Below are 24,852 nucleotides of genomic sequence, written 5' to 3' on the forward strand. Positions count from 1 at the left end.
CCTAAATAGTGATATTTAAATTGCGTTGAAAATTATTTCAGGTTAGTTGTGTATTGTAGTTTATTCATTTTATCCTTCCGACTACGGAGGCCCATCTCTCATGCACATCTTCAACAAAGCAAACTCCCGCGATACGGGCGACCTGGAAATTCTCACCTCCCACATGCTTATTGGCAGCCGGAATGTCGGGAACGCCGGCATCTCGATCCAGGTTTCTTCCATCCCGGTCGGTTCCGAGCAGCCCCTTCACCGTCACGCGCCCGAGCAGTGCTATTACATCATACGCGGGACGGGGCTCATGGTCATCGAGGAGGAGCGGGAGACCGTTAATACGGGGGACGCGATATATGTTCCCGGAGATACGATGCACGGGATTAAAAACACGGGGAGCGAAGTCCTGGAATACCTGACGGCGAATGCACCTGCTTTTGATGCGCAGTATGAGGACAGGCTATGGCCGGGGCATCCGCACAAGCAAAAATAAAGTTTCAAATTTATTCCCGTCCCTCCTGAAAATCGATTGTTATTACAAGCTCGTTCTCTACCATTTTCGAACCGGCTGAAATCACGATTCTTGAATAGGCGAAAGGATATCGCATGAAAAAGCTCTTATTCACCCTGTTGACCTTGCTGTTCCTGTCCGCACCCCTTGCCGCCCAGGTCCCGGCCGGGGTGTATTTCCTGGAGAACCCGGACGAGCCCTTTATCTATTATTATCTCTCGATTCTGGAGCTTGGCTCCAGGCCGGATGCGATACTCTGCGCGGAGGGAAGCGCCAACGCCCCCGGCTATTTCGGCTTCGAGTACGAGGCGAGCATTCAGGCTGCAAAAACCGGCGGCGACTTCACGCTTACGCTCAGGCTCGTAAAAAACATAAAGACTCCCAAAAAGTTCCTCCCGCCGCCGCAGCTTACCCTGACGCTCAATGAAAAAGAGCGCGCCCTTACGATCAGGAACAAGAAGCACGCCCTGAAAACGCTCGCCCCGAGAAGCTTCGTGTATTTCGAGGCCATGCTGGACTGGATCAAGGACGACATCATCATGGTCAACGCCGACAGGGATAAAAGAGAATATTACGATTTTCATCCCGTCGGCGACGACCTCCAGGTCTTTACATTCACAAAAGCAAAACAGGACAGGGTTGCGCTGGGCGCGCACAACCGGCGGGTGACGCTCAACGGCGATGTCGATTCGGCATACGCGAACGACCTGCTTTCGTTCCGGATGGACCTGGCCTTTCCCGATAAAACGTCCCGCCAGATCGAATTCGACATCGAGCGTCATCCCATGTCGTGGCTTGGGGCGCGCCTGCACGTCGCGGGGAAAAAACCCCTCCGGCTCTGGCACTTCGAGCCCATCCAGGAGTATTACCTGAACGGCAACAGGAACGCCGGCGAAAAAATGTTCGGTTACCGCATCGACACCACGGAGGAGATGCGCTACTGGTCCCCGGAATATCCCGGGGGAATATTCCTGAACGTCGACTGGGAAAAGAACGAGATCTTTTCTGCGGACAGGAAATTCGTGATCAGGATGAAGGTCGAGAACGATTTCAACACGCTGATCCTTCGCTTCCCCGACGGGAAGGAGAAGGTGTTCATGAACGAGCAGTGAGGCTAGGACACGCGCCATGGACCGCTTTCTCGACTACACCATAATCGCGCTCTACCTCACCGGGGTCACTGTCTTCGGGATCATCTCCGGCGGGAAGCAGCGCACCGTCACCGATTACTTCCTTGGCGGGAAGGCCATGCCCTGGTGGGCGGTGGGATTCTCGATCGTCGCGAGCGAAACGAGCACGCTCACCTTCATAAGCGTGCCGGGACTCGCATACAAATCCAACATGCATTTTTTACAGGTGGCGTTCGGCTACCTCGCGGGCCGGCTCCTCGTAAGCCTCGTCTTCATCCCCGCGTACTACCGCGGCAACATCGAGACCGCCTACGATTTCCTGGGAAAGCGCTTCGGACTTTCGCTCCGCAAGTTCGCGTCGTCAGTCTTCATCGTCACGCGCGTGCTCGCCTCGGGGGTGCGGCTCTTTGCGACGGCCATCCCCGTGCACATCATCACCGGCTGGGACTACGCCGCGTGCATCCTGGTCATAGGCGGCTTCACGCTCGCCTACACCTACCTGGGCGGGCTCAAGGCCGTGGTCGCGATGGACGTGGTCCAGCTCTTCATCTACCTGGGCGGGGCGGGGGCGGCCATGTACCTCATCCTCGCGGCGCTCCCGGGCGGGTGGAGCGACGTTGTGCGATACGCCTCTGCCGGCGGCGCGGACAAGTTCCAGGTCCTCAACCTTAATTGGGGCGGGGGGCCGATAGCCTTCCTGGCCTCCCCCTATACCCTTTTAGGCGGGGTGCTCGGCGGGACCTTCCTCACGATGGCGTCCCACGGCACCGACCAGCTCCTGGTGCAGAGGCTCCTTGGCTGCAGGTCGAAACGCGACAGCCAGAAGGCGCTCATGCTGGACGCGTGCTTCATTGTCCTCCAGTTCGCATTTTTCCTGGTACTGGGCCTGTGCCTGTACGCCTTCTACCAGGGTGCGCCGCTCGCCGAGCTCGGGCTAAAGTCCTCGGACGAGATATTCCCGAAGTACATCGTCGAAAACCTTCCGGCGGGGCTCTCGGGCTTCGTGATCGCCGGGGTGCTCGCATCCGCGATGGGATCGCTCTCTTCTTCGATAAGCTCGCTCGCCTCGTCCACATACCTGGACCTTTTCAAGCAGTCCGCGGCGGGCGGCGGGGTGTCCGATACGCGGGGTGTCTTATGGTCGCGCGCCTTCACGCTCTTCTGGGGAATCCTGCTTATCGGCGGCGCGCTCCTCTTCACGAGCACGACGAACCCGGTGGTCGAGCTGGGCCTCAAGATCGCATCGGTCACCTACGGGGCGCTCCTGGGCACGTTCTTCCTGGGGCTCATCCCCTCGCGCATAAACACCGCCGACGCGTACGCGGGCTTCGTCACGGCCCTCGCCGTCATGTGCGCGGTGCTCTTTCTCACGAGGATCGACTTCACATGGCACACGCTCATCGGCTGCGCCTCGTGCCTCGCGGCGGGACACGCGAGCATGGGCGTGCGGAAATTTATTTCCACACGCCTGTAGGGGACTGAAGCTTCACGGAAACTGAGGCATAAGTAAAGGCGCAGATTGCAATTTCATCCCGAGGTTATGATGAACACACAATCCTTCCCCGAGCTTTCAGATCTCCTCAAGGACTGCGACCACGTCGATGTAAAGACGGTCGAATCGACGAACGACATGCGGGCGTTCATCGCGGGCATGCTCAACTACGCTCCGCGATGGATGGTTTTTCTATTCAGGGTGCGCGGGGTGTTGGCCCGCCTCCTGGGCTTGCGCCATGAGGATTCGCCTGGGCCGCGCCGATGGGAGCCCGACGAAATTCCCTTCAAAAAGGGCGCCTCCCTCTCCTTCTTCACCATATACGACGCGAAGCCGGACCGGCACTACATCGCGTACGCGCGCGACACACATCTTGTCGGTTATCTCGCGATTATCGCCGAACGGTTGCCGGACGCGGTCAAACCGTGGAGATATCACGTGGTCACGATCGTGAAGTACCAGCACTGGACCGGGCCCGTGTACTTCAACGTAATCCGTCCGTTCCATCATATCGTCGTGCACTATATGGCCGCCGCGGGGGCCAAATCCTAAATCTCATCGCTACAGCAGGTGCGGCGTCTTTTCCTTTATATACGGCATTAAAAATTCGAAACTCTCCTTCACCTTCCGCACGCACACGTCGACGTCCTTTTCCGTCATGGGCGTCGAGATGACGAACTCGTTGCGGCTGGCCGAGAAGATGCCGCGATTGAGCAGCTCCACGTGCAACAGCGTCTGGAGCTCCAGGCACGGAATGAGTGCCGTGGCGTAGTCGAGGGCGTTTGAAATTTCTTTGTCGCTGAAGTTGATGTTGCATTGCGATCCCACTCCCGTCGCCTGGCACCGGAGCCCCAGCTCCCTGAATACGCCCGTGAACCCGTCCATCATTCTCTTCCCCAGTCCGTTCGCGTACTCCACGGCCTTCGCGTCGAATTTTCTCATCGCGGCAAGACCTGCCGCCATCGTGACCTCGTTGCCGTTGAAGGTCCCGGCCTGGGTGATCGCGTCTGGATTGAGCATGTCGAGCGTGAAGCGCTCCATGTTTTTCCGGCTGGAACCGACCGCTCCCACCGGATATCCTCCGCCGATAATCTTGCCCACGGCGCTTATGTCGGGTATCGCATTTTCGCGGACCTGCATCCCGCCCGTGCTCGCCCGGAACGACTGGACCTCGTCAAATATGAGCAGTATGCCGTAGCGGTCGCACAGCGCGCGCAATCCTTTGAGATACCCCGGGCGGGGGACAATGGTTCCCATGCTCGCCAGGTAGGGCTCCACGATCATCCCGGCAAGCGTGTCCCCGTGGCGCTTCATGAGGATCTCCGCCGCATCGAGGTTGTTGAAGGGCGCGATCACGATGTTCTGGAGCGTGCTCCGCGGAATGCCCGCTCCCTCCAGGTGCGGTTTCGGCAGGTCTCCCGGCGCAAAGTCCGGGATCAGGGACACCTTCGCGTCATCCTGTGTTCCGTGGTACGCACCCTCGATCTTTATTAGCATGTCCTTCCCCGTCACCGCGCGCGCGACCCGCATCGCGAACATGGTCGCCTCGGTGCCCGAGTTGGTGAACCTGATCTGGTCAATGGACGGTATGCGTCCGCACAGGAGTTTTGCCAGTTCCGTCTGGAGCACGGAAGGGGTGCAGAGGACCGATCCCTTTTCAAGCTGCGCGGCGACCGCGGCCGTGATGTCGGGATCGCAATGCCCGTGGATAAGGGAGGTGTAATTATTGAGGAAATCGATGTACTCGTTGCCGTCTATGTCCGTAATCCGGCATCCCCTGCCGCGCTCGATGAAGGCCGCATAGGGCTTATAACTGACCGAATCCCTCGTGTGCCCCCCGGGCATGTACCTGGCTGCTTCCGGATGAAGCGCCGCGGACTTCACGGTCCGTTCCCTGAACCTGCGCATTACCTCGTTGACAATCCTGTCGCTCTCTGTTCCCGGCATGATGATGCCTCCCTTTATTCGTGATGTGCGTCGATCGGGGCGCACGGATATCATTGCCAATTTATTTTAATATTGTCAAATATATTTTAATATATTAAAATATATTTGATACACTTCATTATAGTGTTGACAAGGTCCCCGCGCTTCCCCAAAATAGTGGGCAGCGGAAGGAGAATCACCGTATGGCGCCCGTAAAAAACACGTCGGTAAAGGAAGAGAGGAAGGAATGGGCCCGCGCCCAGCGCCAGGAAAGGATCATCGGCATGGCCGCGCAGCTCCTGGCCAAATGCGACATCGAGGAAATTACGCTCGAAGACGTGGCGAAATCCTCCGGCTATACCATCCAGAACCTGTACCAGTATTTTAAAAACAAGGACGACCTGTTCGCCGCCGTATTGCTGAAAAAACTGAAGGTCATGTACGCGGACGCGGAGAGTGCGGTCGAGCGCACGACTTTGGGCATAGACCGTATCATCACCCTGGGCGATAAATACGTGGATTTCTGCCTCAGGAACAAAAGGTATTTCGATCTTCAAATGCATTTCGAGCGGAAGTTCTGCGCGTACCACAAGCTCACCGCGAAGAAAACGCGTGGTGATTTTATCGTTCAGTGCCAGGGCGTAATCGACCAGGTGAGCGACCTGGCGATCGATGCCATAAAATCCGGGATTGAGGACCGCTCCATCAAAACGCATCTCAAGCCCCTGCACCTCATGCTCCTCCTCTGGGCGCAAATGCTCGGCGTGATACAGGTCATCACCATGCGCCAGAGGTATTTTAAGGAAATCTACGAGCTGACATCGGAAAAATTCCGCAGGGATTTCAAAGACTCCATCCAGGCATATCTGTCCTCCGGCCAGGGTAAATAACGCGTGTCCTTCAAATGCTTGACGTTTTCGACGACGAAGTAATACTTCATACCCATCGGCGCGTGTAAAAGAAGGGGAGGGGTGGGGATATCTCCCATGAAAGGCGCCCGCGGAAAAAGCTTAAAATTACTGTAGAGGTCCCGCCATGCAATTGACCGTCGTCGATTTCGTCGTCATCGCGCTGTACTTCCTGTTCAACCTGGCGATCGCGCTGTGGCTGCGGAAGCGGGCCACGAAGAGCGTGAGCGATTTCTTCGTCTCCGGCGGAAAGGCGAGCTGGTGGCTGGCGGGGACCTCCATGGTCGCGACCACCTTCGCCGCCGATACGCCCCTCGTCGTGACGGGGCTCGTCGCGAAGAACGGGATCGCGGGAAACTGGATATGGTGGAGCATGGTTTTTTCAGGGATGCTCACGGTCTTCTTCTACGCGAAGCTCTGGCGCCGCGCGGGCGTGCTCACCGACGTCGAGTTCGCCGAGATCCGCTACGCCGGGAAGCCCGCGGCGTTTCTCCGCGCATTCCGCGCGGTCTACCTGGGGCTGCCCATCAACCTCATCATCATGGGATGGGTCAACCTGGCGATCGTGAAGATCATGATGACGGTGCTGGGCGTCTCCAAGGTGGAGGCGCTGGGCATGACGATCATCATCATGGTCCTCACGGCGTCCATCTCGACGATATCGGGACTGTGGGGCGTGCTCTGGACGGACCTCTTCCAGTTCGTGCTCAAGATGGGCATGGTGATCGCGCTCGCGGTCTTCGCGGTGGGCGCGAGCGGCGGCATGGGGACGCTCCTGGACGACCTCCGGAAGATCGACGCCGCGCGCGATCCCGGAAGCTCCATCCTCTCGCTCGTGCCCGACGTCAATTCCGCGTGGATGCCCATGATCACCTTCTTCGTCTTCATCGCGGTGAACTGGTGGGCCTCATGGTATCCCGGCGCCGAACCGGGGGGCGGGGGCTATATCGCGCAACGCATCTTCTCCGCGAAAGACGAGAAGCACTCGCTCCTCGCGACGCTCTGGTTCAATATCGCCCACTACGCCCTGCGTCCCTGGCCGTGGATCCTGGTCGCGCTCGTCGCCGTGGTGCGCTACCGGGACGACCCGCAGTTCGCCGCGGACCCGGAGTCCGGCTACATCCGCATTCTCGTGAGCGACCTCCCCGCGTACCTGCGCGGCCTCATGCTCGCCGCCTTCGCCGCGGCGTACATGTCGACCATAGGCACCCAACTCAACTGGGGGGCGAGTTACCTCGTCAACGACGTCTACCGGCGCTTCATCGCCAGGGAAAAGGCCGAGCCGCATTATGTGCGGATCTCGCAGGCGGTCACGATGCTGCTCATGCTCCTCTCGGTCGTCGTGACCTTCTACATGGAATCGATCGCGGACGCGTGGAAGGTGCTCATGGCGCTGGGCGCGGGGACCGGGCTCGTCTACATCCTCCGCTGGTTCTGGTGGAGGATCAACGCGTGGAGCGAGATCTCCGCGATGAGCGCGGCCTTCGTCACATCGCTGGTTCTACAGTTCGTCTTCAAGATGGACGAGGGCGACCCGCGCTCCTTCGCGTACCTGCTCCTCATCACGGTCGCCGTCACCTCGGCCACCTGGCTCGCGGTAACCTATCTCACGCGGCCCGAGCCCATGGATACCCTTGTCTCGTTCTACCGGAGGGTGCGCCCCAACCCCGCGCTCTGGGGCCCGGTCGCCGCGCGGGCGACGGACGTCGTTCCGCAGAAGGACGGCGTGTTCAACCTTTTCAACTGGCTCCTGGGCGCCGCCATGATCTACGCGTTCCTCTTTGGCGCCGGAAAGATACTGCTGGGAAGCCCGGTCACGGGAGTCGTCTTCCTCGCGTGCGGAATAGCGGCAGGGGGTCTGATATACTTTAACATCAACAGGCGCGGTTGGGAATCCGTGGGGCGCTGAGTTTGGATATCACCGCGAGTGTGTAAGCGTGGGAAAGATGATACGCATTAAGCCCCCTGAATCCCCCTGAGGGAGACTTGAGTATATCATCCTTCGTTATGATTATGAAAACCGAAAGTTTTGCTAAACTATTGTCTTGCCCCCTGCGGGGGTGCGGGGGCCGCTCCTGCGGCGGCACAGTGTAAGTATCCGGAAAGGAGGGTTACGACCATGCTCGAATTCATAGGTATTTCCGGATCGCTGCTTCTTTCGCTGTGCGGCCTGCCCCAGGCGGTGCAGAGCCTGCGGAACCGACACAGCCATGGGATCTCGTACGGCTTCATCTGGATGTGGGTCACGGGCGAGATCGCGCTCCTCATCTACGTCGCCGGCACCACCGCCGACCTGATCCTGATCGTTAACTACCTCTTCAACCTGCTCATAGGCGGGGTCATCCTCTGGTTCAAGCTGTTTCCCGCGAAGACCGCGGCCGATTGATCCCGTGCCCGCAACCGCGCCCCCGATAATTCATTGGCAATTATAATGGGGGGCCGATATACTTGGTCTTCGAAAATTATTCACCTGAAGGAGCCGGGCCTTGAAGATTCGACTTACCAAAACGGCCGCACTCATTTTCCTGCTGACGATCCTTTCATTAATGGCCTGCGCCACCGCCCCCAAGACCCACAATGACTACGTCGATCTCTTCCGCGACGAGTTTCCGAACCCGGTCGTGCGCGTGAGCGCGAGCCCGCTCCCGCAGTTCTCCGTGTGCTCCGTCTACGACAAGTCCTGGGAGGCCGAGGACCCGCTCATCCCGCAGACCTGGATCGCGACCGCGGACGGGAAAATATTCCGCGGCTTCGAAATCGAGAAGGCGCTCCTGCACGCGGGCTACGAGGCGAAGAGCGCGCAGGACGCGATGATGCTCCTGGAACTCTACATGATGGTGAGCGACGGGCTCACGCTCATACGGGACCCGGACGACGAGTACTTCAAGCCGATCATACCCGCCGCCGAGCGCGTGAAGATCAGGAAGCCCTCGTGCGAGCGGCTCGCAAACGCGTGGGTGGTGCGATGCCACGCGCTCTCCAGCAACGCCCGGCAGGTGCTCTTTCGGAACAAGCCGGTAATCTATACGCTGGAGGCTGTAACCCTGCGCGCGGACGGCCGCTCATTCGCGCACGAGCGGCGCCCGGTATGGAGCTCCGCGTCGGGCACGGAGCCGGAGTGACGGCAGGAAGCCACGCCTACCGCCCTTCTACCTTCCGGCACCGGTAGGTCGCCATGCAATGGTCGCCATATGCTGCGTCGATGATATCGAAACCCGCCCGGTAGAGCATCTCCTCCATAATCCAGTCATAGGTCGAGAATTCCTGGCGGATGTGCCGCTCGAAATTGCGCGCGGTTTCGTCGCCGGCAACCTTCCGAAAATCCTCCACGGCGAACGACAGCGCCTTTTCGTACGAGTCGAGCTTGACCGAGAACACGATATCCCTCAGGTACAGCATGCCGCCGGTAACCAACATGTCCGCGATGCGCCTGAGCGCGACGAGCTTCCAGAAGTCAGGGAGGTGATGGAGCGCGAGTTCGGTCACGACGGCGTCGAGCGGCGGCCCGGCGTGTTCGCAGGTAAGAAAACCGGCGTGCACGAAGGTGATATTGTCCAGGTCGCGGGCTGCCGCTTTCTTCTTCGCGTACGAGATCATCACGGGAGAAATATCGACGGCGATCACCTCCCTGCAGAACTCGGCGGCCCGCATGGCAAACTCCGCGGTACCGCAGCCGATCTCCATGATCCGGTGATCGTATTCGAGCTTGAGCGCCCTTATAATTACATCGACCTCCGCCGCCCGGTCTCGAAACGCGCCCATCCGCTCATCGTACCGGCGGACCTCGTCCTCATTCTCGTAGTCGGTTCCGATCTGCTTCATCTCGTCGTACTGCCACGCGGGTATGGTCATGGTCCCCTCCGGTACTGTGTTCTGGTGGATCGGGTTCCGGATTAATCCATCCCGCATCCCGGGGCAAGCGCTATTTCTGCTTCGCAGGCCCCATGAAGTGCGTCCGCGGAAGGAACCTCCCGGCGAAAGCGCAAGGAATGGGTGAGGTGGGCCGTTACGCCCGCGGGAGAAAGCATTGCGCGCCGCGCGCATTGACAACCGGCCGAACTTCCGCGATATTATTTTCATGGCGGCGGAAACTCGCTCGTTCGCCGCGAAAGGATATGGAGGCATCCCATGAAAAAAAATTTAGCAGTGTGCGCGATTCTCTGCGCGGCCGCGCTTGCGGTCGCGACCGGGTCCCGCGCCGAGGACGCGGCGCTCCCCGGCAAAACGGAGGCGCCCGCGTTCCAGGATTACGCGAACCGCCTTGAAGTGTATCTGACCCCCGGCTTCTCGTATTTGTACGGCCGCGACTCATTGAACGACCGGCTCGCGGCGAACGGCTACCCCGGCGTTCGTCCCGCGTACGCGGCGTCGGGGGGCGGCATCCGGATAGGCATGGACCGATTCATCCTGGGCATGGAGGGATACGGCTTCTCGGGCAGGCCCCGCCAGAGCGCGACACACACGGTTACCGCGGCCGGTGGCTTTGCGACGCTCAACATCGGCTACGCGGCGCTCGTGACCGGGAATTTCCGGCTCTACCCGCTCCTGGGACTGGGCGCGGGCGGGACCGTGCTCACGATCGAGGAGCGCGGCACCCCCACCTTCGATGAAATCATGACCGATCCCGGCAGGGGCGTCACGGTGACCACGGGCGGGCCGCTCGTGAACGCATCCCTCCAGGCCGAGTACTTCATCCGGCTCATCAACCGGGGCGGCATCGTGATCGGCGTGCAGGCGGGCTACATGTACCAGTTCTACGATCCCGGCTGGTTCCTCGCCGGAAGCGGCGGCGGCCGCGACATGCGCGACCGCGAAGCGGACGGCGGGCCCGCGTTCAGGCTGAACGGTCTGTACGGGGGACTCAGGATCGGGTGGTCGTTTCTATTTTAGGGGAATGCAGGCTGCGTATCCGGCCGGAATATGCTCCGGATTTTCATTGACAGCGCGTGACTCCTTACCTATATTGAAATTCGTAAGGAGATACGATCATGTTCTCGAAAATTACGGACAAGTTCCAGATAACGATTCCCAGGGAAATACGCGAGCTCTTGAAGCTCTCGCGTAACGATTCCCTGGAATGGAAATATAAAAAGGGCGTCGTCACGGTGAGCCCCGCGAAGAAGTCCTTCCTGGCATTCGAGGGAACCGTCAAAACAGGTCCCGGCGACATCGAAAGGGATATCGAGAACGCGAAACGGGCGCGCGCGAAGGGCGCGAAATGAAAAAGTACGCGCTCGATACCAACGCGCTGGTTTCATTCGTCACAGACCGGGACGAGCGCCAGCGGGCCAAAATTTTCCCTTACTTTACAAAAGCCGCCGGGATGGGCTGCGCGCTTGTCGTGACGGAAACGGTGTTGAGCGAATTCGTGTACGTCCTGTCGCACGTCTACTCGGTGGAGGAGGCGGTGATCGCGGAGATGATCAAAGCGCTCGCGGCCATGCCCGGCATTTCAACCGATACCGCGTTCGATCTCGATGGCATTCTCGAGTTATGGCCGGGGAAGATAAGGGACTACGGCGATGCCGTCCTGGGGCATTATGCCGGAACACGAGGGATTCCCGTCCTTTCGTTCGATAAGAAACTTATCTCTCAATTGAAAAAATGCGGCATATCAGCCGAATCGCCTTAATCGTTGCTGCAGTGCCCCTCCGCGGTGATCTTCCATGCCGCGGCAAGCCTCACCCCGCCCCCTTCTTCATGATCGCCGCAAGCTCCAGCGCCCGCGCGATCATGGCCGACGCCGCGTGCAGGCCCGCGGCGTCCTGCTCCACGCCCAGCCGGACCTCCCGGTCGAAGAGCCCCGACCCGTCCCTGCTCGCGACGCCCGACGCACCCAGCGGGCTTACGCAGTGATGCACGCTCACGGGAATCATCTCGAGCGTGAGGAAGGCGTAGATGTGCGAAAGGTGCGTGGTCTCGAGCCCCCCGTGCCGCGCCCAGGCGACCGCCGCGCTCAGGCCCACTTTATTTTTCAGTTTGCCGCCCGCGAGGTTTCCGAACACGAACACGCGTAAGCGGTCGATGAACGAGGCCATCATGCCGCTCGTGCGCATGAAGTAGACGGGGCTCGAGAGGAGTATGACGTCCGCCGCCTCCAGCATTTCGAAAACCGGCTGGGCGTCATCCTTGATCGAGCAGTATCGGCCCGGGGCCTGCTTGCGAAGGCAGAAATTGCAATGGACGCAGTCGCGGATTTCCAGCTCCGCCAGGCGCACGGCCTCGAACAGCGCACCAGCTTTTTCAGCCTCGGCCCGGAGATGATCCAGGTACGCGTTCACGTTCCCCTTTTTCACGGGGCTCCCCGATACGGCGACAATGCGCACTTCCATGGCCCGGCCTCCCTGGCTTGAATGGTACCCATAGCTTTCACGGACCGCGGGCGCTGTCAAGAATTTGGGGGGCCGATGCGCCGGTCGGCGCCCAGTCGGGCGGAATGCGCGGACCGGGCCGGGTGCGACGTGCAGGGATAAATCGTTGACATTTTGCGCACGCCCGGGAATCCTCGGGGGAACATGACAAGATTAAGCGTAAACATAAACAAGATCGCCACCATCCGCAACGCCCGCGGCGGCACCGTGCCCGACGTCGTCAAGGCGGCCGTCCTTTGCCAGGGATTCGGAGCCCAGGGCATCACCGTGCATCCGCGCCCGGACGAACGGCATATCCGGTTCCAGGACGTCAGGGATATCCGGCCCGTCATCACGACCGAGTTTAATATGGAAGGATATCCCTCGCGGCAATTCCTCGACCTGGTGCGGGAGGTCAGGCCTCACCAGGTCACCCTGGTGCCCGATTCGCCCGACGTCCTGACATCAAACCAGGGATGGAACGTTACGCGGCACGAAAAATTCCTTGCCGACATCGTCGCCGAACTGCGGGGGTATGGGATAAGGACATCCCTCTTCGTCGACGCGGACCCGGACCAGATCGAGCGCGCCGCCCTTACCGGGACGAACCGTATCGAGCTGTACACCGAACCGTATGCCGTCCAATTTCCCGTCGATCCCTATGGGGCTGTCGCCCCCTTCGTCCGGGCGGCCGTGAAGGCGGCGGAAGCCGGGCTGGGACTGAACGCGGGACACGACCTGAACCTCGAAAATCTAAAATTTTTCAAAGAACATATTCCCGGCCTGCTTGAAGTCTCAATCGGTCACGCCCTGATTTCGGACGCGCTTTACCTTGGACTTGAAAAGACCATCCGGCTTTACCTGGAACAAATAGCCTGACATTGTTCATTCCCTCTGCGGTTGAAGCACCGCACGCAATCTTTTCAATCGATCAGTACGGGGGAAGCGCGACCGTGACGCGGAACGCGTCCTCGAACACGCGGAGATTTTTCTTCAAGGCCCAGTTCACGAGGGTGAAGTCCCCCTTCCCCCGGTAGTGGACGGTTACGACGGGACCCTGCCGTCCAAGCACTACTTCCCTGACATGCTGGTTGTGCTCCCTGTCAAGGGCGTCGGCGATCCTCAGGATGGCCGCAAGCTTTATCACGATTTCCCGCTCCCGCAACGAAAGCTTCATGAACAGCTCGTGCCGCTCCTTCGGGGCGGATTTCCTGTGATAGCGGGCGATATTGGCCACGATCAGCATCTCACCGTCCGTAAAGCCGGGAAGCTCGGACTGGGAGAGAATATAGAGGGAATGCTTATGGTGGCCCTTGAAGCTGATGAAGCTTCCTACATCATGGAGAAGGGCCGCTGCCATGAGCATCCTCCTCTCGCCGTGGCCCAGCCCGTGAAGCGCGGAAGCCTGGTCGAACAGGGAGAGGGCAAGCCGCTGCACGTGCGCGCCGTGAGCCTCGTCGAAAAGGTATCTCCTCCCCAGATTTGTCGCGGCGCTCAACACCGCGTCCTCGACGTGTTTCCGGTGACCCCGGCCCGACATGAGCTCGTCGGCGATGTCGTAGAGAATGCCCTCCTTAACCCCCACGCCCGGCGCAAGGATCTCCTTCGCGCCGGTCATGCGCGCGATGCGCTCGTACACCACGGCGGCGGGTAAAATCACATCGGCGCGGTCCGGCCTGAGCTTGAACTTCTCGACCCGTTCCCGGAAGGACATCCCCCAGAGCGTTTTGATCGCGGCACGCAGGGATACCGCCTTGATGACGCGCACACCGCCCTCGCCCGTCGCGGCCCCCGTAAGCGTGGCGAGCTCCTCGATGTTGCCGCCCGTGGCAACGAGTCCCGAGGGTTTCCTGTGCCGCGCGGCCGAGGGTATCCTGAGCGTCGATACGTATTCCGTAAGGAGGCGATTGAAGCGTCCCGGCTCTTCCGAGGAGAGGGACAGCTCCTCCAGGAGCCGAATGGTCCCCATGGTGTGGGACTCGCTCCAGAGTACGCCCCCGGAATCGCACAGGGAGACCTCGACACTGCCGCCGCCGATATCGACCAGCAGCCACTGCTTCTCACCCAGGTTTATCCTGCGTCGCACCGCAAGGTGCACGAGTCTCGCCTCTTCCGATCCGCTTATGATGGTGACTTCGATTCCGGATTTTTTCTTGATTTCCTCGACCAGGCTGCTGCCGTTCCTGCTATCCCTGACGGCGCTCGTTGCGACACAGCGGAAATGACTTATCCCGTCCCTCTTGATCCGCCCGGCGGCGTTTTGCAGAACCTCCACGGCCCTGTCCATCGCGGTCCTTTCCATGGCGCCGCTCAGGAAAACGTCGTGCCCCAGCCGCACGGGGTAGCGTTCCGATTCGATGACACTGTAGGATACTGGAGAGGTAAATGCGGCGGATACGTACCTTATGGCATTCGAACCGATGTCGATGCCTGCGATTCTAAAGGGCGTGTGCACGGCTTCCGGTACTATTTTTTATCGTCCGTTTCTAGCGGGTTCGCTTCGGACTGGATGTAGCGAAGCCGTTCCGCCGCGCCGCGGGCCTGCTGGATATCGTTTGCCTTGACCGCCTGGACGAGAATGCTGGCGGATCTCAGGTATTCCTCGAGAAAGGTGTTCCCGTCATTTTCAAGCAGGACAAGGGATTCGCAATCATTGTAGAATTCGTCGGCGAGATCGGTATCGGGAATCGATCCCGCAGCGATTGCAGACGATAATATCTCGAGGGTTTTATCCATTCTTTTTTTCAGCTTCTTCAGGGATGGCTTTTTCTTCTTCCCCTTTTTCTCGATGAAGATGGTCTTCGTCTGGACATCGGTCCCACTGGGGTTTTCCGGCTCGACCGCATACTCAAAGTGAATCCTCGTCCGCACTATGTTCTGGTAGTCGTTATATTTAAAGAGCAGTTTTAACGACGATAACGACTCGATGTTGAGGTTTTCCGAAAGGGGCACCTTCCCTTTTTCGATGATATCGGCAAGCGACCTCAGGTGCTGGGGCAGATCCTGCATGGCTATGGTATTCTTGAATTTTTCTTTTCGGCGCTTCTTGGCTTTATCCGATTTCTTTTTCATGGTTTATTGCTGTCCCCGATGGTTTGCCGGATTGCATATCGATTCCGAAGCCGGGACGGCGGAGGTCTCGCCCTTATCCCTGTTCCAACGCTATGGTCTCTCGATTAATATTAACATTTTATCAATAAAATATCAAGAAATCCTGAATAGTTCCGTGCGGGTGGATGCGGCGGCACGCGGCTCACCCCCCTTCAAGTTTCCTCTCCAGCGTGGCGATAATAGTCTCCATGGTCTTAATCCTGGCAAAGTATTTTGAGTTTGATTCCACAATTGTCCATGGCGCGCTGGGCGTGCTGGTGCGGAAAAGCATCTCGTCCACGGCTGCCCGGTAATTGTCCCATTTTTCGCGGTTGCGCCAGTCCTCTTCTGTTATCTTCCAGTTCTTATGGGGGATCGACTTGCGCTCCTCGAAGCGGCGCAGCTGCTCGTCGCGGTCGATCTGGAGCCAGAACTTGACGAGGACCGCGCCGTAGTTCACCAGGTGCTCCTCCATCTCGTTGATCTCACGGTAGGCGCGCTTCCAGTCCCCCTCGGGGCAAAATCCCTCAACGCGCTCGACGAGAACCCTGCCGTACCAGGTACGGTCGAAGATGGTGATGTGCCCGGCCTTGGGAATATAGTTCCAGAAGCGCCACAGGTAATGGTGCGCGCTCTCGATGTCGTTAGGCGCCGCGACCGGGATCACCTCGTAGCCGCGGGGGTCCATCTCCTGGATCACCCTCCTGATATTCCCTCCCTTGCCTGCCGCATCCCATCCCTCGTAGAGAATGATGAGGGGAATGCGCCGCATGTAGATCTCGTGCTCCAGCTCCCGCAACCTCTCCTGGCGGTCGTCCAATTTCGCGGCATACTCGTCCCGCGAGAGCGACAGGGAAAGATCCACGCGCGCCAGGATCGAAGAGTTCAGGTTCTCCACGGGCGGGGCGGTGAGCGCCGCCGGTGCCATCTTTTTCTGCGCGCCGCCCTTCCCGATCCCCCGCTCGACGGCATTGATGAAGGTCTGCATGATCTTCACGTTGGCGAACCTGCCGTCCATCGCCTCTACCACCGTCCAGGGCGCGTACTCGAAATCGGTCTTGCCGATCATGTCGTCGACTACCCCGAGATACTCGCCGTAGAGTTTGTGATGCTTCCAGTCCTTTTTGGTAATGCGCCATGCCGTCGACTTGTTCGCCTCAAGCTTCTTGAAGCGCTTCTTCTGCTCATTCTTGTCTATGTGCAGAAAAAACTTGATGATCACCGCGCCAGAATCGGCGAGCTGGCGCTCGAATGCGCCGATATCCCGTAGCGCCAATACTCCCTCCTCCTCGCTGATCTTCCCACTCACACGCTTCTCTATATGCTGCGTGTACCAGCTCTGATCGAATATTGCGATGCGCCCCCGGGCCGGCGTTTTCGTCCAGAACCGCCACAGGAAGGGCCGCAATTTCTCGTCCTCGGTGGGCTTGCGGATGGGGTGGACCCAGAAGTTTCGGGGGTCGATAGCCTGGATCAGGTCATTGATGCGCGATCCCTTGCCGGCGCCGTCCAGCCCCTCGAAGGCGATGATAACGGGGACCCCCGCTTCCTTTACGGCCCTCTGGAGCACGCTGATCCTGATCGAAAGCTCCGCGGCGATCTTCCTGTACTCTTCCCGGGAGATTTTCTTGTCGAGATCGATCGTTTCAAGCATGGCGATTACCACCTTCGTTGAGTTTTTTCAAGTACCCGAACATTTCCACCTGGAGCCTGTTCTTCACCGATCCCTCCACGGCGCGGTAGCCGTTGTCAAATTGTCCGCTGATCACGCGGGCCTTGACATTGTCGCTCCACGCGAGATCGAATATATCCCTCAGTTGCTTCTTCAAGTCGGCGTCAAGCACGGGACAGGTCACCTCGATCCGCCGGTCGAAATTTCTCGGGAGCCAGTCGGCCGAGGATATGAAGTATTTCGGGTCGCCCCCGTTACAGAAAATGAAAAACCTGCTGTGCTCGAGATACCGGTCGACTATGCTCACCGCCTCGATGTTTTCGCTCAACCCCTCGACCCCCGGCACCATCGAGAACATGCCCCGGCAGATAATACGCACCTTCACGCCGGCGTCGCCGGCGCGGTAGAGCCTGTTGGCGATATCCGGATCCGCAAGATTGTTGATCTTGATATGAATGTACGCGTCCCTTCCGGCGGCGGCGTTTTTCATCTCGGCGGCGATCATCTTCTCGACCCGCTCACGCAGGGAGAACGGGGATACCGCGAGGTATTTAAATTTGCCCAGTTTGTAAGGGGCCTCGAAAAACTCGAACAGGTGATACACCTCGTCCGTTATGCGCTTGTCGGCGGTAAAGAGGAAGTCGTCCGTATACTGGTTGGCGGTCACCTCATTGAAGTTGCCCGTACCGACCACGCAGTAATTCACGGTATGCGTGTTCTTTTTTTTATCAGTGCTCTCCTGGCGGGAGATCAGGCAGAGTTTGGAGTGGACCTTCAGTCCCTGGACGCCGAATATGACCTTGATCCCCTCCTCCTCCAGGCGGTTGGCCCAGTGGATGTTCGCCTCTTCGTCAAAGCGCGCCTGCAGCTCGAGCACCACGACGACCTTCTTCCCGTTCCTGCGGGCATTGATGAGCGCGTTGATGATGCTCGAAAATTTCGCGAGCCGGTAGAGCGTCATCTTGATGTGCGTGACCCGCGGGTCCAGCGCGGCCTCGCGCAGCAGGTCGATCACCGGGTGGAACGAATGGTAGGGAAGGTGAATGATGAAATCCTTTCTTTTCATCGCCGCCAGGATGCTCTTCGTGTCCTCGAGAGCGGGATGGGGTATCTTCGCCTCCGCGGATGAATCCCGTTCGCCCAGTATATCGGGAAATTTCATGAAGTCCCTGGTGTTCTGATATCGCCCCGCGGGAATGGTGGAATCGTCCTCGTCAATGGACAATTTTTCCAGGATGCCCTTGAGTATCTCCTCGGGGAATTCCGCGTCGTAGCTGAAGCGCACCGTTTCCCCGAGTTTCCTCTTCTTGAGACCCTTGTTCACTTTCTCGATATAGCTTTCCATGATGTCGTCCTCGATATCGAGCTCGGCGTCGCGGTTGATCTTGAACTCGTAGGCCTCGAAGGTCTCGTAATCGAAGAACGCGAACATCTCGCGAAGCTCGTGGCGTATTATGTCGTCGAGCATGATGATGTACTGCGTGCCGCCTATTGACGGCAGCTCGACGAAGCGGGGAAGCACCTCGGTGGGCACATGGAGGATGTAATAGTGGGGCTTGTGCTGGTCCGCCTGCTTCATCTGGACGGCGAGATAGAGGTCCCGGTCGTGCAGGTCCAGCGTTTCGACCCTCTTGTCGATCCTGATCGGGAAGATGTGAGGGCGCACCTTCTCCAGAAAAAAATCGCGTACGAAGGGCAGGTGCTCCGGCAGCACCCCCTTCTCGTTGATGAGGAAAACGTTTCTTTTTTCAAGCTCCTTTATCAGCCCGCTGTATATCTCCATCAATTGCCCGCGCTGCTGGAACACGATCCCTTCGATCTGTTCGAGCACATCCCTGGGCGGGTGGTCGAGCTTCTTCATGTCCTTTTTCTTTATGCGGGCGAGACGCTTCAGCGTCGCCACGCGCACCTCGTAGAATTCGTCGAGGTTGGAGGAGTAGATGCCCAGGAACTTGAGGCGGCTGACAAGGGGTACGTTCGGGTCACCCGCCTCCTGCAACACGCGGCCGTTGAAATAGAGCCAGCTCACTTCCTTGGGGATATGTTTTTTTACCATGCCGTCTTCTCTCTTATGTCTCCGGATGCATGATGCCTTTATCAAAGACAACCGATTATCAGTGTCCTATCCCATGCAGAAACTGCTCCGCGAAAACCGGCGGAAGGCCGCTGTCGATTACTGCCGCGTAAAGCCTTTCCACGTCATAGGCGACCCTTACGATCTCGCCTGAAAGCCCCCCGCCGTCGCTGACGATCACATAGGATACATCGGGGGATCCCTCCACGGGCTTTCCGGCGCTGCCGCAGCCCGCGACATGGATCGATCCCCTGTCCACGAAAAAGGGAACGTGCGTATGCCCGGTGATGAAAAGGTCGGGTACGCGATCCATGAGCAAACCGGCAAGCTCCCGGGCGGTCGTGGCTTCAGGAATGTAATCCTTGTAGCTCCTCATGCTGCCGTGCGCCATCAGGACGGCTACGCCGTCGATTGTTTCTTCGTATGAGAAAGGAAGGGAGGAAACAAATTCACGGTTTTCTTCAGTCAGGTGTTTGTATGTCCATTTGAACGACTGGTAACTCTCGGTACGTTTTTTTCTTTTGTACGCGGCCTTTTTCCGCGGAAACTTGAGCACCTTCGCATCGTAGTTGCCCATCACCGTAGGGATGCCCCTCTCGCGCACGAGGGCGACGGTCTCGTTGGGGAAGGGGCCGAATCCCAGCAGGTCCCCGGCGCAGAGAATTTTCCGAATACCCCGGCCATCAATATCCCGGAGAACCGCATCGAGGGCCACGGCATTCCCATGTATGTCCGATATGCAGGCGATGATCATGGCAGCCCGCTGACCCCGGTCAGAATCGTTTTCCCGAACACTTCCTCGAAGAGGCCCGACTTCTTCGCCATGCCGCCGATTTCGACGTCGACGGGGGTTGATGCGATAAGGTCGAGGTGTACAGAAGATTTATTTATCGATGCCGTGAGGTCCCTTATGACGGACCGGTGGCTCCTGTCGAGTCCGTCGGCGATCTGCAGCATCGCGCTCAGTTTCCCGATCACCGTCCGATCGGCGCGGGGCAGGGCGGCGAAGTCCGCGTGGGATTTTTTGGGTCCGCCCTTGCGATGATAGCGCGCGGTGAACGCGACGATCCTGAGCTCCCTGCGGTTGAATCCGTCGATACCCCGGTCCACGATGAGCAGCGCGGAGTGTTTGTGATGCCCGGCCGACCCCCTGGAATACCCGATATCGTGAAGGAGCGAAGCGGCCTCCAGGCAGTCCCGGTATTCCTCACCCAATCCATGAAGTTTTTTAAGTCCGTCGAAGAGCCGCAGGGCGATAAAGCGCACCTGTTCGGCATGAAGCGGGTCCCGATCCAGGAGCTTCATGAGACGCCGGGCGTTTTCAACCCTGTGCCTGTCCATCGCGCTCATTGGCCGTACCTTCGATAAATTTATCCGGAGCGATCGCCGCGAGCTCATCGTCCAGGATGCTCAAAAACCGCGCGTTCATTTCCCTCCGAAGTTTCCGGAGCTTCCGGAGGGAGTTCCTGATGTTGGAGACTTCGTATTTCGTTCGCTTCTTTCGTCGCGAGAAACGCGCAAGTATTTCAATGAGAACATCGAAATCGTGAATATCGCCCAGGAGGGTCTGCATCGCATGTATTCTTTTCAGCAGCCGGGCGGCGCCGTCTCCCAGGATCGGCCGGAGAATTTCGACGGTGTACCGATATTTTTTCACGGAAATACGCATGCAGTGGAGATGGGCGGCATTGTTTGCGGCGGACGCGCCTTCCTTCATCCCGGTCAGCTCGCCGTAGAGCCCGGAAAGGAGGGTGCCCGATATTTCGGTGAATCGCGCTTCATCGTAGGTCGCCGGAAGGGCAAGGATGCGACCGTGGAGCGCTGCGCAGGCAACAGGGCTGTACCGGGCGGTCAAAGCGATTATTTTTTTCTGTAAACGCTTTTCCCTGGACCACAGGCGCTTCAGGTACTCGTTGAGGCCGGGGCCGATTAATGAAAAGATTTTTTCGATCCATTCCACCTGGACGTGAACGTCGCGCAGCTTCCCCAGCGGCTTCATGAGGAGCTTGAGCTCCCGCGCGCACTCGTTGACCATGATCGTGGGGTCGAACTGCTCAATTTTTACGAGGACGGCGTTAAGGCGCCGGATCGAGACGCGCAGGTCATGCACGCCCTCAAGCGAAGGGTGATGGCGGCACTTCGCGAGCTCCGCGCAGAAGGTCTCATAGCGTTCCTGGAGAGAGTCTTTTATGATCGGGTGCATCGGCCCGGGTCCTCGATGAAATTTATTTCGCGTCGATTAATAGAATACATGGGCGCGGTCCGCCATTCAAGGATAATTTATATTTTCATTACCGGTCCCTATTATACCTGACAGGCTTGAGAGAATTCCCTGGCATGGCCGCCGATATCTGTCCGAGGAAAAAATATCTTGTCGTGCGACACGTCGTTTGATATACAGGGATGCACAATTCTGCAAGGCTGACAAACGTACCCGTGCACGCAGCCGATTAACACGTTTCCGGACTCGATTTCATGGTAAATACTACACGCGTCTCTGCACCGCATTACGGCATCATCGTGCTCGCGCTCATCGTGTGCGCGGTCTTCACCGCGCTGGGACTCGCGCGATTCGGCTACACGAGCATCCTGCCCGCCATGCAGGAAGCGCTCGATCTGACGAACACGCAGACCGGCGAGCTCCAGACGCTCAACCTTCTCGGTTACCTTCTCACGGTCGTCTTCGCCGGGATGCTTGCCACGCGTTACGGCCCCCGCGTCGTCATCTCGATCTCCCTGCTCGTGGTGAGCCTTGCGATGATCCTGACGGGAATCGTCCCCTCGTTCGGCGCGGCCTGCGCCGGCCGCTTCCTTGCGGGCGTGGGCGGCGCGGGCGCGAACGTTCCCGCCATGGGCCTGGTCTCCGCGTGGTTCGGGGTGCGCAGGCGCGGACTTGCGGCCGGGATCGGCGTCGCGGGCTCGAGCTTCGCCCTCATCGTGACCGGCCCGCTCGTGCCGGCGATCGTGAGCGCATACGGGGCGGACGGCTGGCGCGTCAGTTGGTACGTGCTCGGGGCCCTGGGGCTTGTCGCGTGCGGGTTATGCACCGTCTTTCTCCGCAACCGGCCCTCGGAGATGGGGCTCGCCCCGCTCGGTGAACGCGAATCGGAAACCGCGAAACGCGGCGACGTGCGCGGCACCGCGGCCATGAACTGGGGACTCGTGTACAGGTCGCGCAGGCTCTGGCAGCTTTCAGCCATTTACTTTGCGTTCGGATTTTCCTATATCATCTATTCGACATTCTTTATCAGGCACCTTGTGCGGGAGGGCGCGTTCACCGCGGCCGGCGCGGGCGCGCTCTGGATGAAGATCGGCATCGTGTCGCTCGCCAGCGGCTTCGTCTGGGGAGGAATATCGGACCGCTTCGGAAGGCGCTTCGCGCTGGTGTGCGTGTTCACCCTGCAGGGGATTTCATTCGCCGTGTTGGGACTCGGCCATGACCTTGCGGCGGTCTACGTCTCCTCCGCCCTGTTCGCCCTCACCGCCTGGAGCGTTCCCGCGCTCATGGCCGCAATCGCCGGTGACGCGTTCGGTCCGCGGCTCGCCCCGGCGGCGCTGGGCCTCATGACGATCGTGTTCGGGATCGGGCAGGCCATGGGGCCCTGGTTCGCCGGCGCGATCGCGGACGCGATGAGCTCGTTTTCACTCGCATTCGTAATCGCCGGTGCTGTCGCGCTGGTGATGGGCGCGGGCGGTTCGATCGTACTGAGAGGGGACTGGAAACAGTAATCCCCCTGACGGTCTTGCCGACGGAACGGTTTTCCCTTCGACCGTGAAGATCTTCGAACAGACGCCCATCAGGGCGGAGAACGGCCTCGGGCGCAGATATTTCAACCGGCGAATCGTGCCGTCGGTCCACGGAGGGGAAGATGAAAAAGATCGAAAGGGTGTACCTGTCGGGCCTGGGCGCCGTGGGATGCGTCTACGCGTCGATGATCCATGACACGGGGAGCGCGCAACTTTCCGTGATTGCCGACGAGGACAGGATCAGCCGTTATACGCGAGACCGCATCACGATAAACGGGAAGGAGTACGGGTTCAACTTCATTCTTCCGGCCTCGGACAACCCTCCCGCCGATCTCATCCTGATCGCGGTCAAGCAGCACAACCTCGACGAATCAATTCGCGCGATAAAAAATTTCATCGGGACGGATACGATCATTCTTTCTCTTCTCAACGGCATCTCGAGCGAGGAGATTATCGGTCGTGCGTACGGCATGGATAAGATTCTCAGGGCGTTCGTACTCGGTACGGATTCGCTGCGGGAAGGCACCCGTGTCAGCTTTACGAATTCGGGGAAGATCGTCTTCGGGGCGGACAGGCTTATCGGTCCCAATTCGAAAATCGAATCCGTAAAGGACTTGTTCGACCGCACGGGCATCGCGCACACCGTTCCGGACGATATCGTGCGCGAGCAGTGGTGGAAGTTCATGATGAACGTGGGAATCAACCAGGTTTCGGCGATCCTCAGGGCCCCGTACGGGGTATTCCATTCTTCGGCGGAGGCGCAGGAGCTGCTCCGGATGGCGTCCATGGAGGTCCTGGCGATCGCGCACAAAAAGGGGGTCAACCTTGCTGCCGCCGACATCGCGAAACAGCTTGATATTCTCCGCACGCTATCACCGCAGGGAAAAACTTCGATGCTGCAGGACGTCGAGGCGGGAAGGAAGACCGAGGTGGAGATTTTTTCCGGCGCGGTGATGGCCCTGGGCAGGGAACTCGGCGTACCCACGCCGGTGAACGAAATTCTTTATAAAATGATCCGTACGCTCGAAGGGATCCCTACTGCATCTTCCTCACCCGCACCTCGGTACCCTTGCGGTCCTTCATGAGGGCCAGAAGCCTCGAGACATCCGTCTCTCCGTAGTGGTAGGGATAAAGGATCCCCGGTTTCAGCATGAGTGCCGCATCGGCGGCCATCTCGGGGGTCATCGTGTACGGGAGGTTCATGGGGATGAAGGCGATATCGACGCCCGCGAGCGCCTTCATCTCGGGGATATTCTCGGTGTCCCCCGCGACGTAGACGCGCTTTTTGCCGAACGTGATCACGTATCCGTTACCGGCGCCCTTCGGGTGAAAGGGCACGCCCGCCGACCGCATGTGGACCAGGTTGTAAGCGGGGACCGCCTCGACCTTGAAATCCCCGACCGTCTTCGTGTCGCCGTTCTTCATCACGGTGCCGCCCTGCACCTCCTTCGCGCACGCCTCCGTGAGCAGGATCGCCGTGTCCTTCGTGCGCAGCTTCGCGATCGCCTCCTTGTCCATGTGATCGCCATGCTCGTGTGTTATAAGCACGAGGTCCGCCCTCGGGAGGGCGCCAAAATCCGCGAGCTTGCCGAAGGGATCGACATAAACATTTTTTCCATTGAACGAGAAGAGAAGGCTCCCGTGTCCTATGAAGGCGATTTTCAGGTCGCCCTCCGGCGCGGGAAAGGTATCGGACTCGAACCTGTCCTTCGCGCAGGCGGACCACGCGGCGGCAAATACGATGAGCATGAGCGGCAACACGATTTTAATCATGAGATGACCTCCACGGAATGTTCGGGAAGCGAGCGCTTTCCTGGTTAAAAATTTATTCATTCACGCGGGGAAAGGCAAGCGGACAAAACGAAGGCGCGGAAACGTTTCCGCGCCTTCGTTTTGTTCATCTCTTCCATCTCTTTAATCCCCACCTCTCCGCATAAGAGGCGCGCTCATAGTGCACATTC

At 59.0% G+C, this 24,852-nt stretch carries 25 protein-coding genes; 14 read left to right on the forward strand and 11 right to left on the reverse strand.

The genetic code is table 11. The features are described from left to right. Positions 1-100 precede the first annotated feature (100 nt). The 4 genes from EPN93_12555 (at position 101) to EPN93_12570 (ending at position 3,676) form a co-directional block, all read left to right on the forward strand. The gene (locus EPN93_12555) at positions 101-484 is read left to right on the forward strand and encodes a cupin domain-containing protein (GenBank protein TAL34017.1); all 384 of its coding nucleotides are present in this window, start codon (positions 101-103) and stop codon (positions 482-484) included. Between the two features lie 113 nt (positions 485-597). Further along, positions 598-1,614, forward strand: coding sequence for a hypothetical protein (locus EPN93_12560; GenBank protein ID TAL34018.1), 1,017 nt, complete (start codon positions 598-600; stop codon positions 1,612-1,614). Between the two features lie 16 nt (positions 1,615-1,630). Then, positions 1,631-3,106, forward strand: a complete 1,476-nt coding sequence (locus EPN93_12565; protein ID TAL34019.1) for a sodium:solute symporter — start codon at positions 1,631-1,633, stop codon at positions 3,104-3,106. A gap of 66 nt (positions 3,107-3,172) precedes the next feature. Then, positions 3,173-3,676: a DUF2867 domain-containing protein gene (locus EPN93_12570; GenBank protein ID TAL34020.1), complete on the forward strand. Its 504-nt coding sequence runs from the start codon at positions 3,173-3,175 to the stop codon at positions 3,674-3,676. A gap of 9 nt (positions 3,677-3,685) precedes the next feature. On the opposite strand, the gene EPN93_12575 is transcribed toward EPN93_12570, so the two are convergent. Further along, positions 3,686-5,131 carry an aspartate aminotransferase family protein gene (locus tag EPN93_12575; protein ID TAL34021.1) on the reverse strand — a complete coding sequence of 482 codons (1,446 nt, stop codon included), beginning with the start codon at positions 5,129-5,131 and terminating at the stop codon, positions 3,686-3,688. Between the two features lie 122 nt (positions 5,132-5,253). Here EPN93_12575 and EPN93_12580 point away from each other — a divergent pair, with 122 nt between their 5' ends. The 4 genes from EPN93_12580 (at position 5,254) to EPN93_12595 (ending at position 9,080) form a co-directional block, all read left to right on the forward strand. Beyond that, positions 5,254-5,940 carry a TetR/AcrR family transcriptional regulator gene (locus EPN93_12580; GenBank protein ID TAL34022.1) on the forward strand — a complete coding sequence of 229 codons (687 nt, stop codon included), beginning with the start codon at positions 5,254-5,256 and terminating at the stop codon, positions 5,938-5,940. Positions 5,941-6,085: 145 nt separating this feature from the next. Further along, complete coding sequence (locus tag EPN93_12585) at positions 6,086-7,867, forward strand: sodium:proline symporter (protein ID TAL34023.1); 1,782 nt, start codon at positions 6,086-6,088, stop codon at positions 7,865-7,867. Positions 7,868-8,077: 210 nt separating this feature from the next. Further along, positions 8,078-8,344 carry a hypothetical protein gene (locus EPN93_12590; GenBank protein TAL34024.1) on the forward strand — a complete coding sequence of 89 codons (267 nt, stop codon included), beginning with the start codon at positions 8,078-8,080 and terminating at the stop codon, positions 8,342-8,344. 100 nt (positions 8,345-8,444) lie between these two features. Next, positions 8,445-9,080, forward strand: a complete 636-nt coding sequence (locus tag EPN93_12595; GenBank protein ID TAL34025.1) for a hypothetical protein — start codon at positions 8,445-8,447, stop codon at positions 9,078-9,080. Between the two features lie 16 nt (positions 9,081-9,096). On the opposite strand, the gene EPN93_12600 is transcribed toward EPN93_12595, so the two are convergent. After that, on the reverse strand, positions 9,097-10,083 hold the full coding sequence (locus EPN93_12600; protein ID TAL34026.1) for a class I SAM-dependent methyltransferase: 987 nt from the start codon (positions 10,081-10,083) through the stop codon (positions 9,097-9,099). A gap of 3 nt (positions 10,084-10,086) precedes the next feature. Here EPN93_12600 and EPN93_12605 point away from each other — a divergent pair, with 3 nt between their 5' ends. The 3 genes from EPN93_12605 (at position 10,087) to EPN93_12615 (ending at position 11,590) form a co-directional block, all read left to right on the forward strand. After that, the gene (locus EPN93_12605; GenBank protein ID TAL34027.1) at positions 10,087-10,848 is read left to right on the forward strand and encodes a hypothetical protein; all 762 of its coding nucleotides are present in this window, start codon (positions 10,087-10,089) and stop codon (positions 10,846-10,848) included. Positions 10,849-10,946: 98 nt separating this feature from the next. After that, entirely contained in the window at positions 10,947-11,180 is a 234-nt protein-coding gene (locus EPN93_12610; protein TAL34028.1) for an AbrB/MazE/SpoVT family DNA-binding domain-containing protein, read from the forward strand. Then, on the forward strand, positions 11,177-11,590 hold the full coding sequence (locus tag EPN93_12615) for a type II toxin-antitoxin system VapC family toxin (protein ID TAL34029.1): 414 nt from the start codon (positions 11,177-11,179) through the stop codon (positions 11,588-11,590). Before EPN93_12610 ends, EPN93_12615 begins: the two co-directional genes overlap by 4 nt. A 49-nt stretch (positions 11,591-11,639) precedes the next feature. Here the strand turns inward: EPN93_12615 and EPN93_12620 are convergent, their stop codons facing one another. Next, positions 11,640-12,290 (reverse strand): flavodoxin family protein, encoded by a 651-nt coding sequence (locus tag EPN93_12620; protein TAL34030.1) that lies wholly within the window; start codon positions 12,288-12,290, stop codon positions 11,640-11,642. Positions 12,291-12,473: 183 nt separating this feature from the next. Between EPN93_12620 and EPN93_12625 the strand changes: the two genes are divergently transcribed. Continuing rightward, positions 12,474-13,187, forward strand: coding sequence for a pyridoxine 5'-phosphate synthase (locus EPN93_12625; protein TAL34031.1), 714 nt, complete (start codon positions 12,474-12,476; stop codon positions 13,185-13,187). A gap of 52 nt (positions 13,188-13,239) precedes the next feature. Here EPN93_12625 and EPN93_12630 read toward each other — a convergent pair whose 3' ends face one another. The 7 genes from EPN93_12630 to EPN93_12660 form a co-directional block, all read right to left on the reverse strand. Continuing rightward, entirely contained in the window at positions 13,240-14,763 is a 1,524-nt protein-coding gene (locus tag EPN93_12630) for a Ppx/GppA family phosphatase (protein ID TAL34032.1), read from the reverse strand. Positions 14,764-14,774: 11 nt separating this feature from the next. After that, the gene (locus EPN93_12635) at positions 14,775-15,380 is read right to left on the reverse strand and encodes a GAK system XXXCH domain-containing protein (protein TAL34033.1); all 606 of its coding nucleotides are present in this window, start codon (positions 15,378-15,380) and stop codon (positions 14,775-14,777) included. 181 nt (positions 15,381-15,561) lie between these two features. Continuing rightward, positions 15,562-17,052: a polyphosphate:AMP phosphotransferase gene (gene pap, locus EPN93_12640; protein TAL34034.1), complete on the reverse strand. Its 1,491-nt coding sequence runs from the start codon at positions 17,050-17,052 to the stop codon at positions 15,562-15,564. Then, entirely contained in the window at positions 17,045-19,126 is a 2,082-nt protein-coding gene (ppk1, locus tag EPN93_12645) for a polyphosphate kinase 1 (GenBank protein ID TAL34035.1), read from the reverse strand. The genes pap and ppk1 overlap by 8 nt, the downstream gene beginning before the upstream one ends. 58 nt (positions 19,127-19,184) lie before the next feature. Beyond that, a complete protein-coding gene (locus EPN93_12650; GenBank protein ID TAL34036.1) occupies positions 19,185-19,898 on the reverse strand; it encodes a YfcE family phosphodiesterase in 714 nt (237 codons plus the stop codon). Beyond that, positions 19,895-20,542 (reverse strand): HD domain-containing protein, encoded by a 648-nt coding sequence (locus EPN93_12655; GenBank protein TAL34037.1) that lies wholly within the window; start codon positions 20,540-20,542, stop codon positions 19,895-19,897. Before EPN93_12655 ends, EPN93_12650 begins: the two co-directional genes overlap by 4 nt. After that, positions 20,466-21,347 (reverse strand): CHAD domain-containing protein, encoded by an 882-nt coding sequence (locus tag EPN93_12660; protein ID TAL34038.1) that lies wholly within the window; start codon positions 21,345-21,347, stop codon positions 20,466-20,468. Before EPN93_12660 ends, EPN93_12655 begins: the two co-directional genes overlap by 77 nt. Positions 21,348-21,619: 272 nt before the next feature. Between EPN93_12660 and EPN93_12665 the strand changes: the two genes are divergently transcribed. Next, positions 21,620-22,873, forward strand: coding sequence for an MFS transporter (locus EPN93_12665; protein TAL34039.1), 1,254 nt, complete (start codon positions 21,620-21,622; stop codon positions 22,871-22,873). Between the two features lie 140 nt (positions 22,874-23,013). Continuing rightward, positions 23,014-23,976, forward strand: a complete 963-nt coding sequence (locus tag EPN93_12670; protein TAL34040.1) for a 2-dehydropantoate 2-reductase — start codon at positions 23,014-23,016, stop codon at positions 23,974-23,976. Here EPN93_12670 and EPN93_12675 read toward each other — a convergent pair. Next, positions 23,927-24,664, reverse strand: a complete 738-nt coding sequence (locus EPN93_12675) for an MBL fold metallo-hydrolase (protein ID TAL34041.1) — start codon at positions 24,662-24,664, stop codon at positions 23,927-23,929. The genes EPN93_12670 and EPN93_12675 overlap by 50 nt on opposite strands. Positions 24,665-24,852 lie beyond the last annotated feature (188 nt).

This window comes from Spirochaetota bacterium (assembly GCA_004297825.1).
Taxonomy (GTDB): domain Bacteria; phylum Spirochaetota; class UBA4802; order UBA4802; family UBA5368; genus FW300-bin19.

Bases quoted from the DNA above. Each gene is read 5' to 3' on its own strand.
- EPN93_12635 (TAL34033.1), bottom strand. From the start codon at position 15,380: ATGAAAAAGAAATCGGATAAAGCCAAGAAGCGCCGAAAAGAAAAATTC.
- EPN93_12590 (TAL34024.1), top strand. From the start codon at position 8,078: ATGCTCGAATTCATAGGTATTTCCGGATCGCTGCTTCTTTCGCTGTGC.
- EPN93_12665 (TAL34039.1), top strand. From the start codon at position 21,620: ATGGTAAATACTACACGCGTCTCTGCACCGCATTACGGCATCATCGTG.
- EPN93_12675 (TAL34041.1), bottom strand. From the start codon at position 24,664: ATGATTAAAATCGTGTTGCCGCTCATGCTCATCGTATTTGCCGCCGCG.
- EPN93_12580 (TAL34022.1), top strand. From the start codon at position 5,254: ATGGCGCCCGTAAAAAACACGTCGGTAAAGGAAGAGAGGAAGGAATGG.
- ppk1 (TAL34035.1), bottom strand. From the start codon at position 19,126: ATGGTAAAAAAACATATCCCCAAGGAAGTGAGCTGGCTCTATTTCAAC.
- EPN93_12655 (TAL34037.1), bottom strand. From the start codon at position 20,542: ATGAGCTCGCGGCGATCGCTCCGGATAAATTTATCGAAGGTACGGCCA.
- EPN93_12625 (TAL34031.1), top strand. From the start codon at position 12,474: ATGACAAGATTAAGCGTAAACATAAACAAGATCGCCACCATCCGCAAC.
- EPN93_12555 (TAL34017.1), top strand. From the start codon at position 101: ATGCACATCTTCAACAAAGCAAACTCCCGCGATACGGGCGACCTGGAA.
- EPN93_12605 (TAL34027.1), top strand. From the start codon at position 10,087: ATGAAAAAAAATTTAGCAGTGTGCGCGATTCTCTGCGCGGCCGCGCTT.
- EPN93_12660 (TAL34038.1), bottom strand. From the start codon at position 21,347: ATGCACCCGATCATAAAAGACTCTCTCCAGGAACGCTATGAGACCTTC.
- EPN93_12600 (TAL34026.1), bottom strand. From the start codon at position 10,083: ATGCCTCCATATCCTTTCGCGGCGAACGAGCGAGTTTCCGCCGCCATG.
- EPN93_12650 (TAL34036.1), bottom strand. From the start codon at position 19,898: ATGATCATCGCCTGCATATCGGACATACATGGGAATGCCGTGGCCCTC.
- EPN93_12585 (TAL34023.1), top strand. From the start codon at position 6,086: ATGCAATTGACCGTCGTCGATTTCGTCGTCATCGCGCTGTACTTCCTG.
- EPN93_12560 (TAL34018.1), top strand. From the start codon at position 598: ATGAAAAAGCTCTTATTCACCCTGTTGACCTTGCTGTTCCTGTCCGCA.
- EPN93_12620 (TAL34030.1), bottom strand. From the start codon at position 12,290: ATGGAAGTGCGCATTGTCGCCGTATCGGGGAGCCCCGTGAAAAAGGGG.
- EPN93_12615 (TAL34029.1), top strand. From the start codon at position 11,177: ATGAAAAAGTACGCGCTCGATACCAACGCGCTGGTTTCATTCGTCACA.
- EPN93_12570 (TAL34020.1), top strand. From the start codon at position 3,173: ATGATGAACACACAATCCTTCCCCGAGCTTTCAGATCTCCTCAAGGAC.
- EPN93_12565 (TAL34019.1), top strand. From the start codon at position 1,631: ATGGACCGCTTTCTCGACTACACCATAATCGCGCTCTACCTCACCGGG.
- EPN93_12670 (TAL34040.1), top strand. From the start codon at position 23,014: ATGAAAAAGATCGAAAGGGTGTACCTGTCGGGCCTGGGCGCCGTGGGA.
- pap (TAL34034.1), bottom strand. From the start codon at position 17,052: ATGCTTGAAACGATCGATCTCGACAAGAAAATCTCCCGGGAAGAGTAC.
- EPN93_12610 (TAL34028.1), top strand. From the start codon at position 10,947: ATGTTCTCGAAAATTACGGACAAGTTCCAGATAACGATTCCCAGGGAA.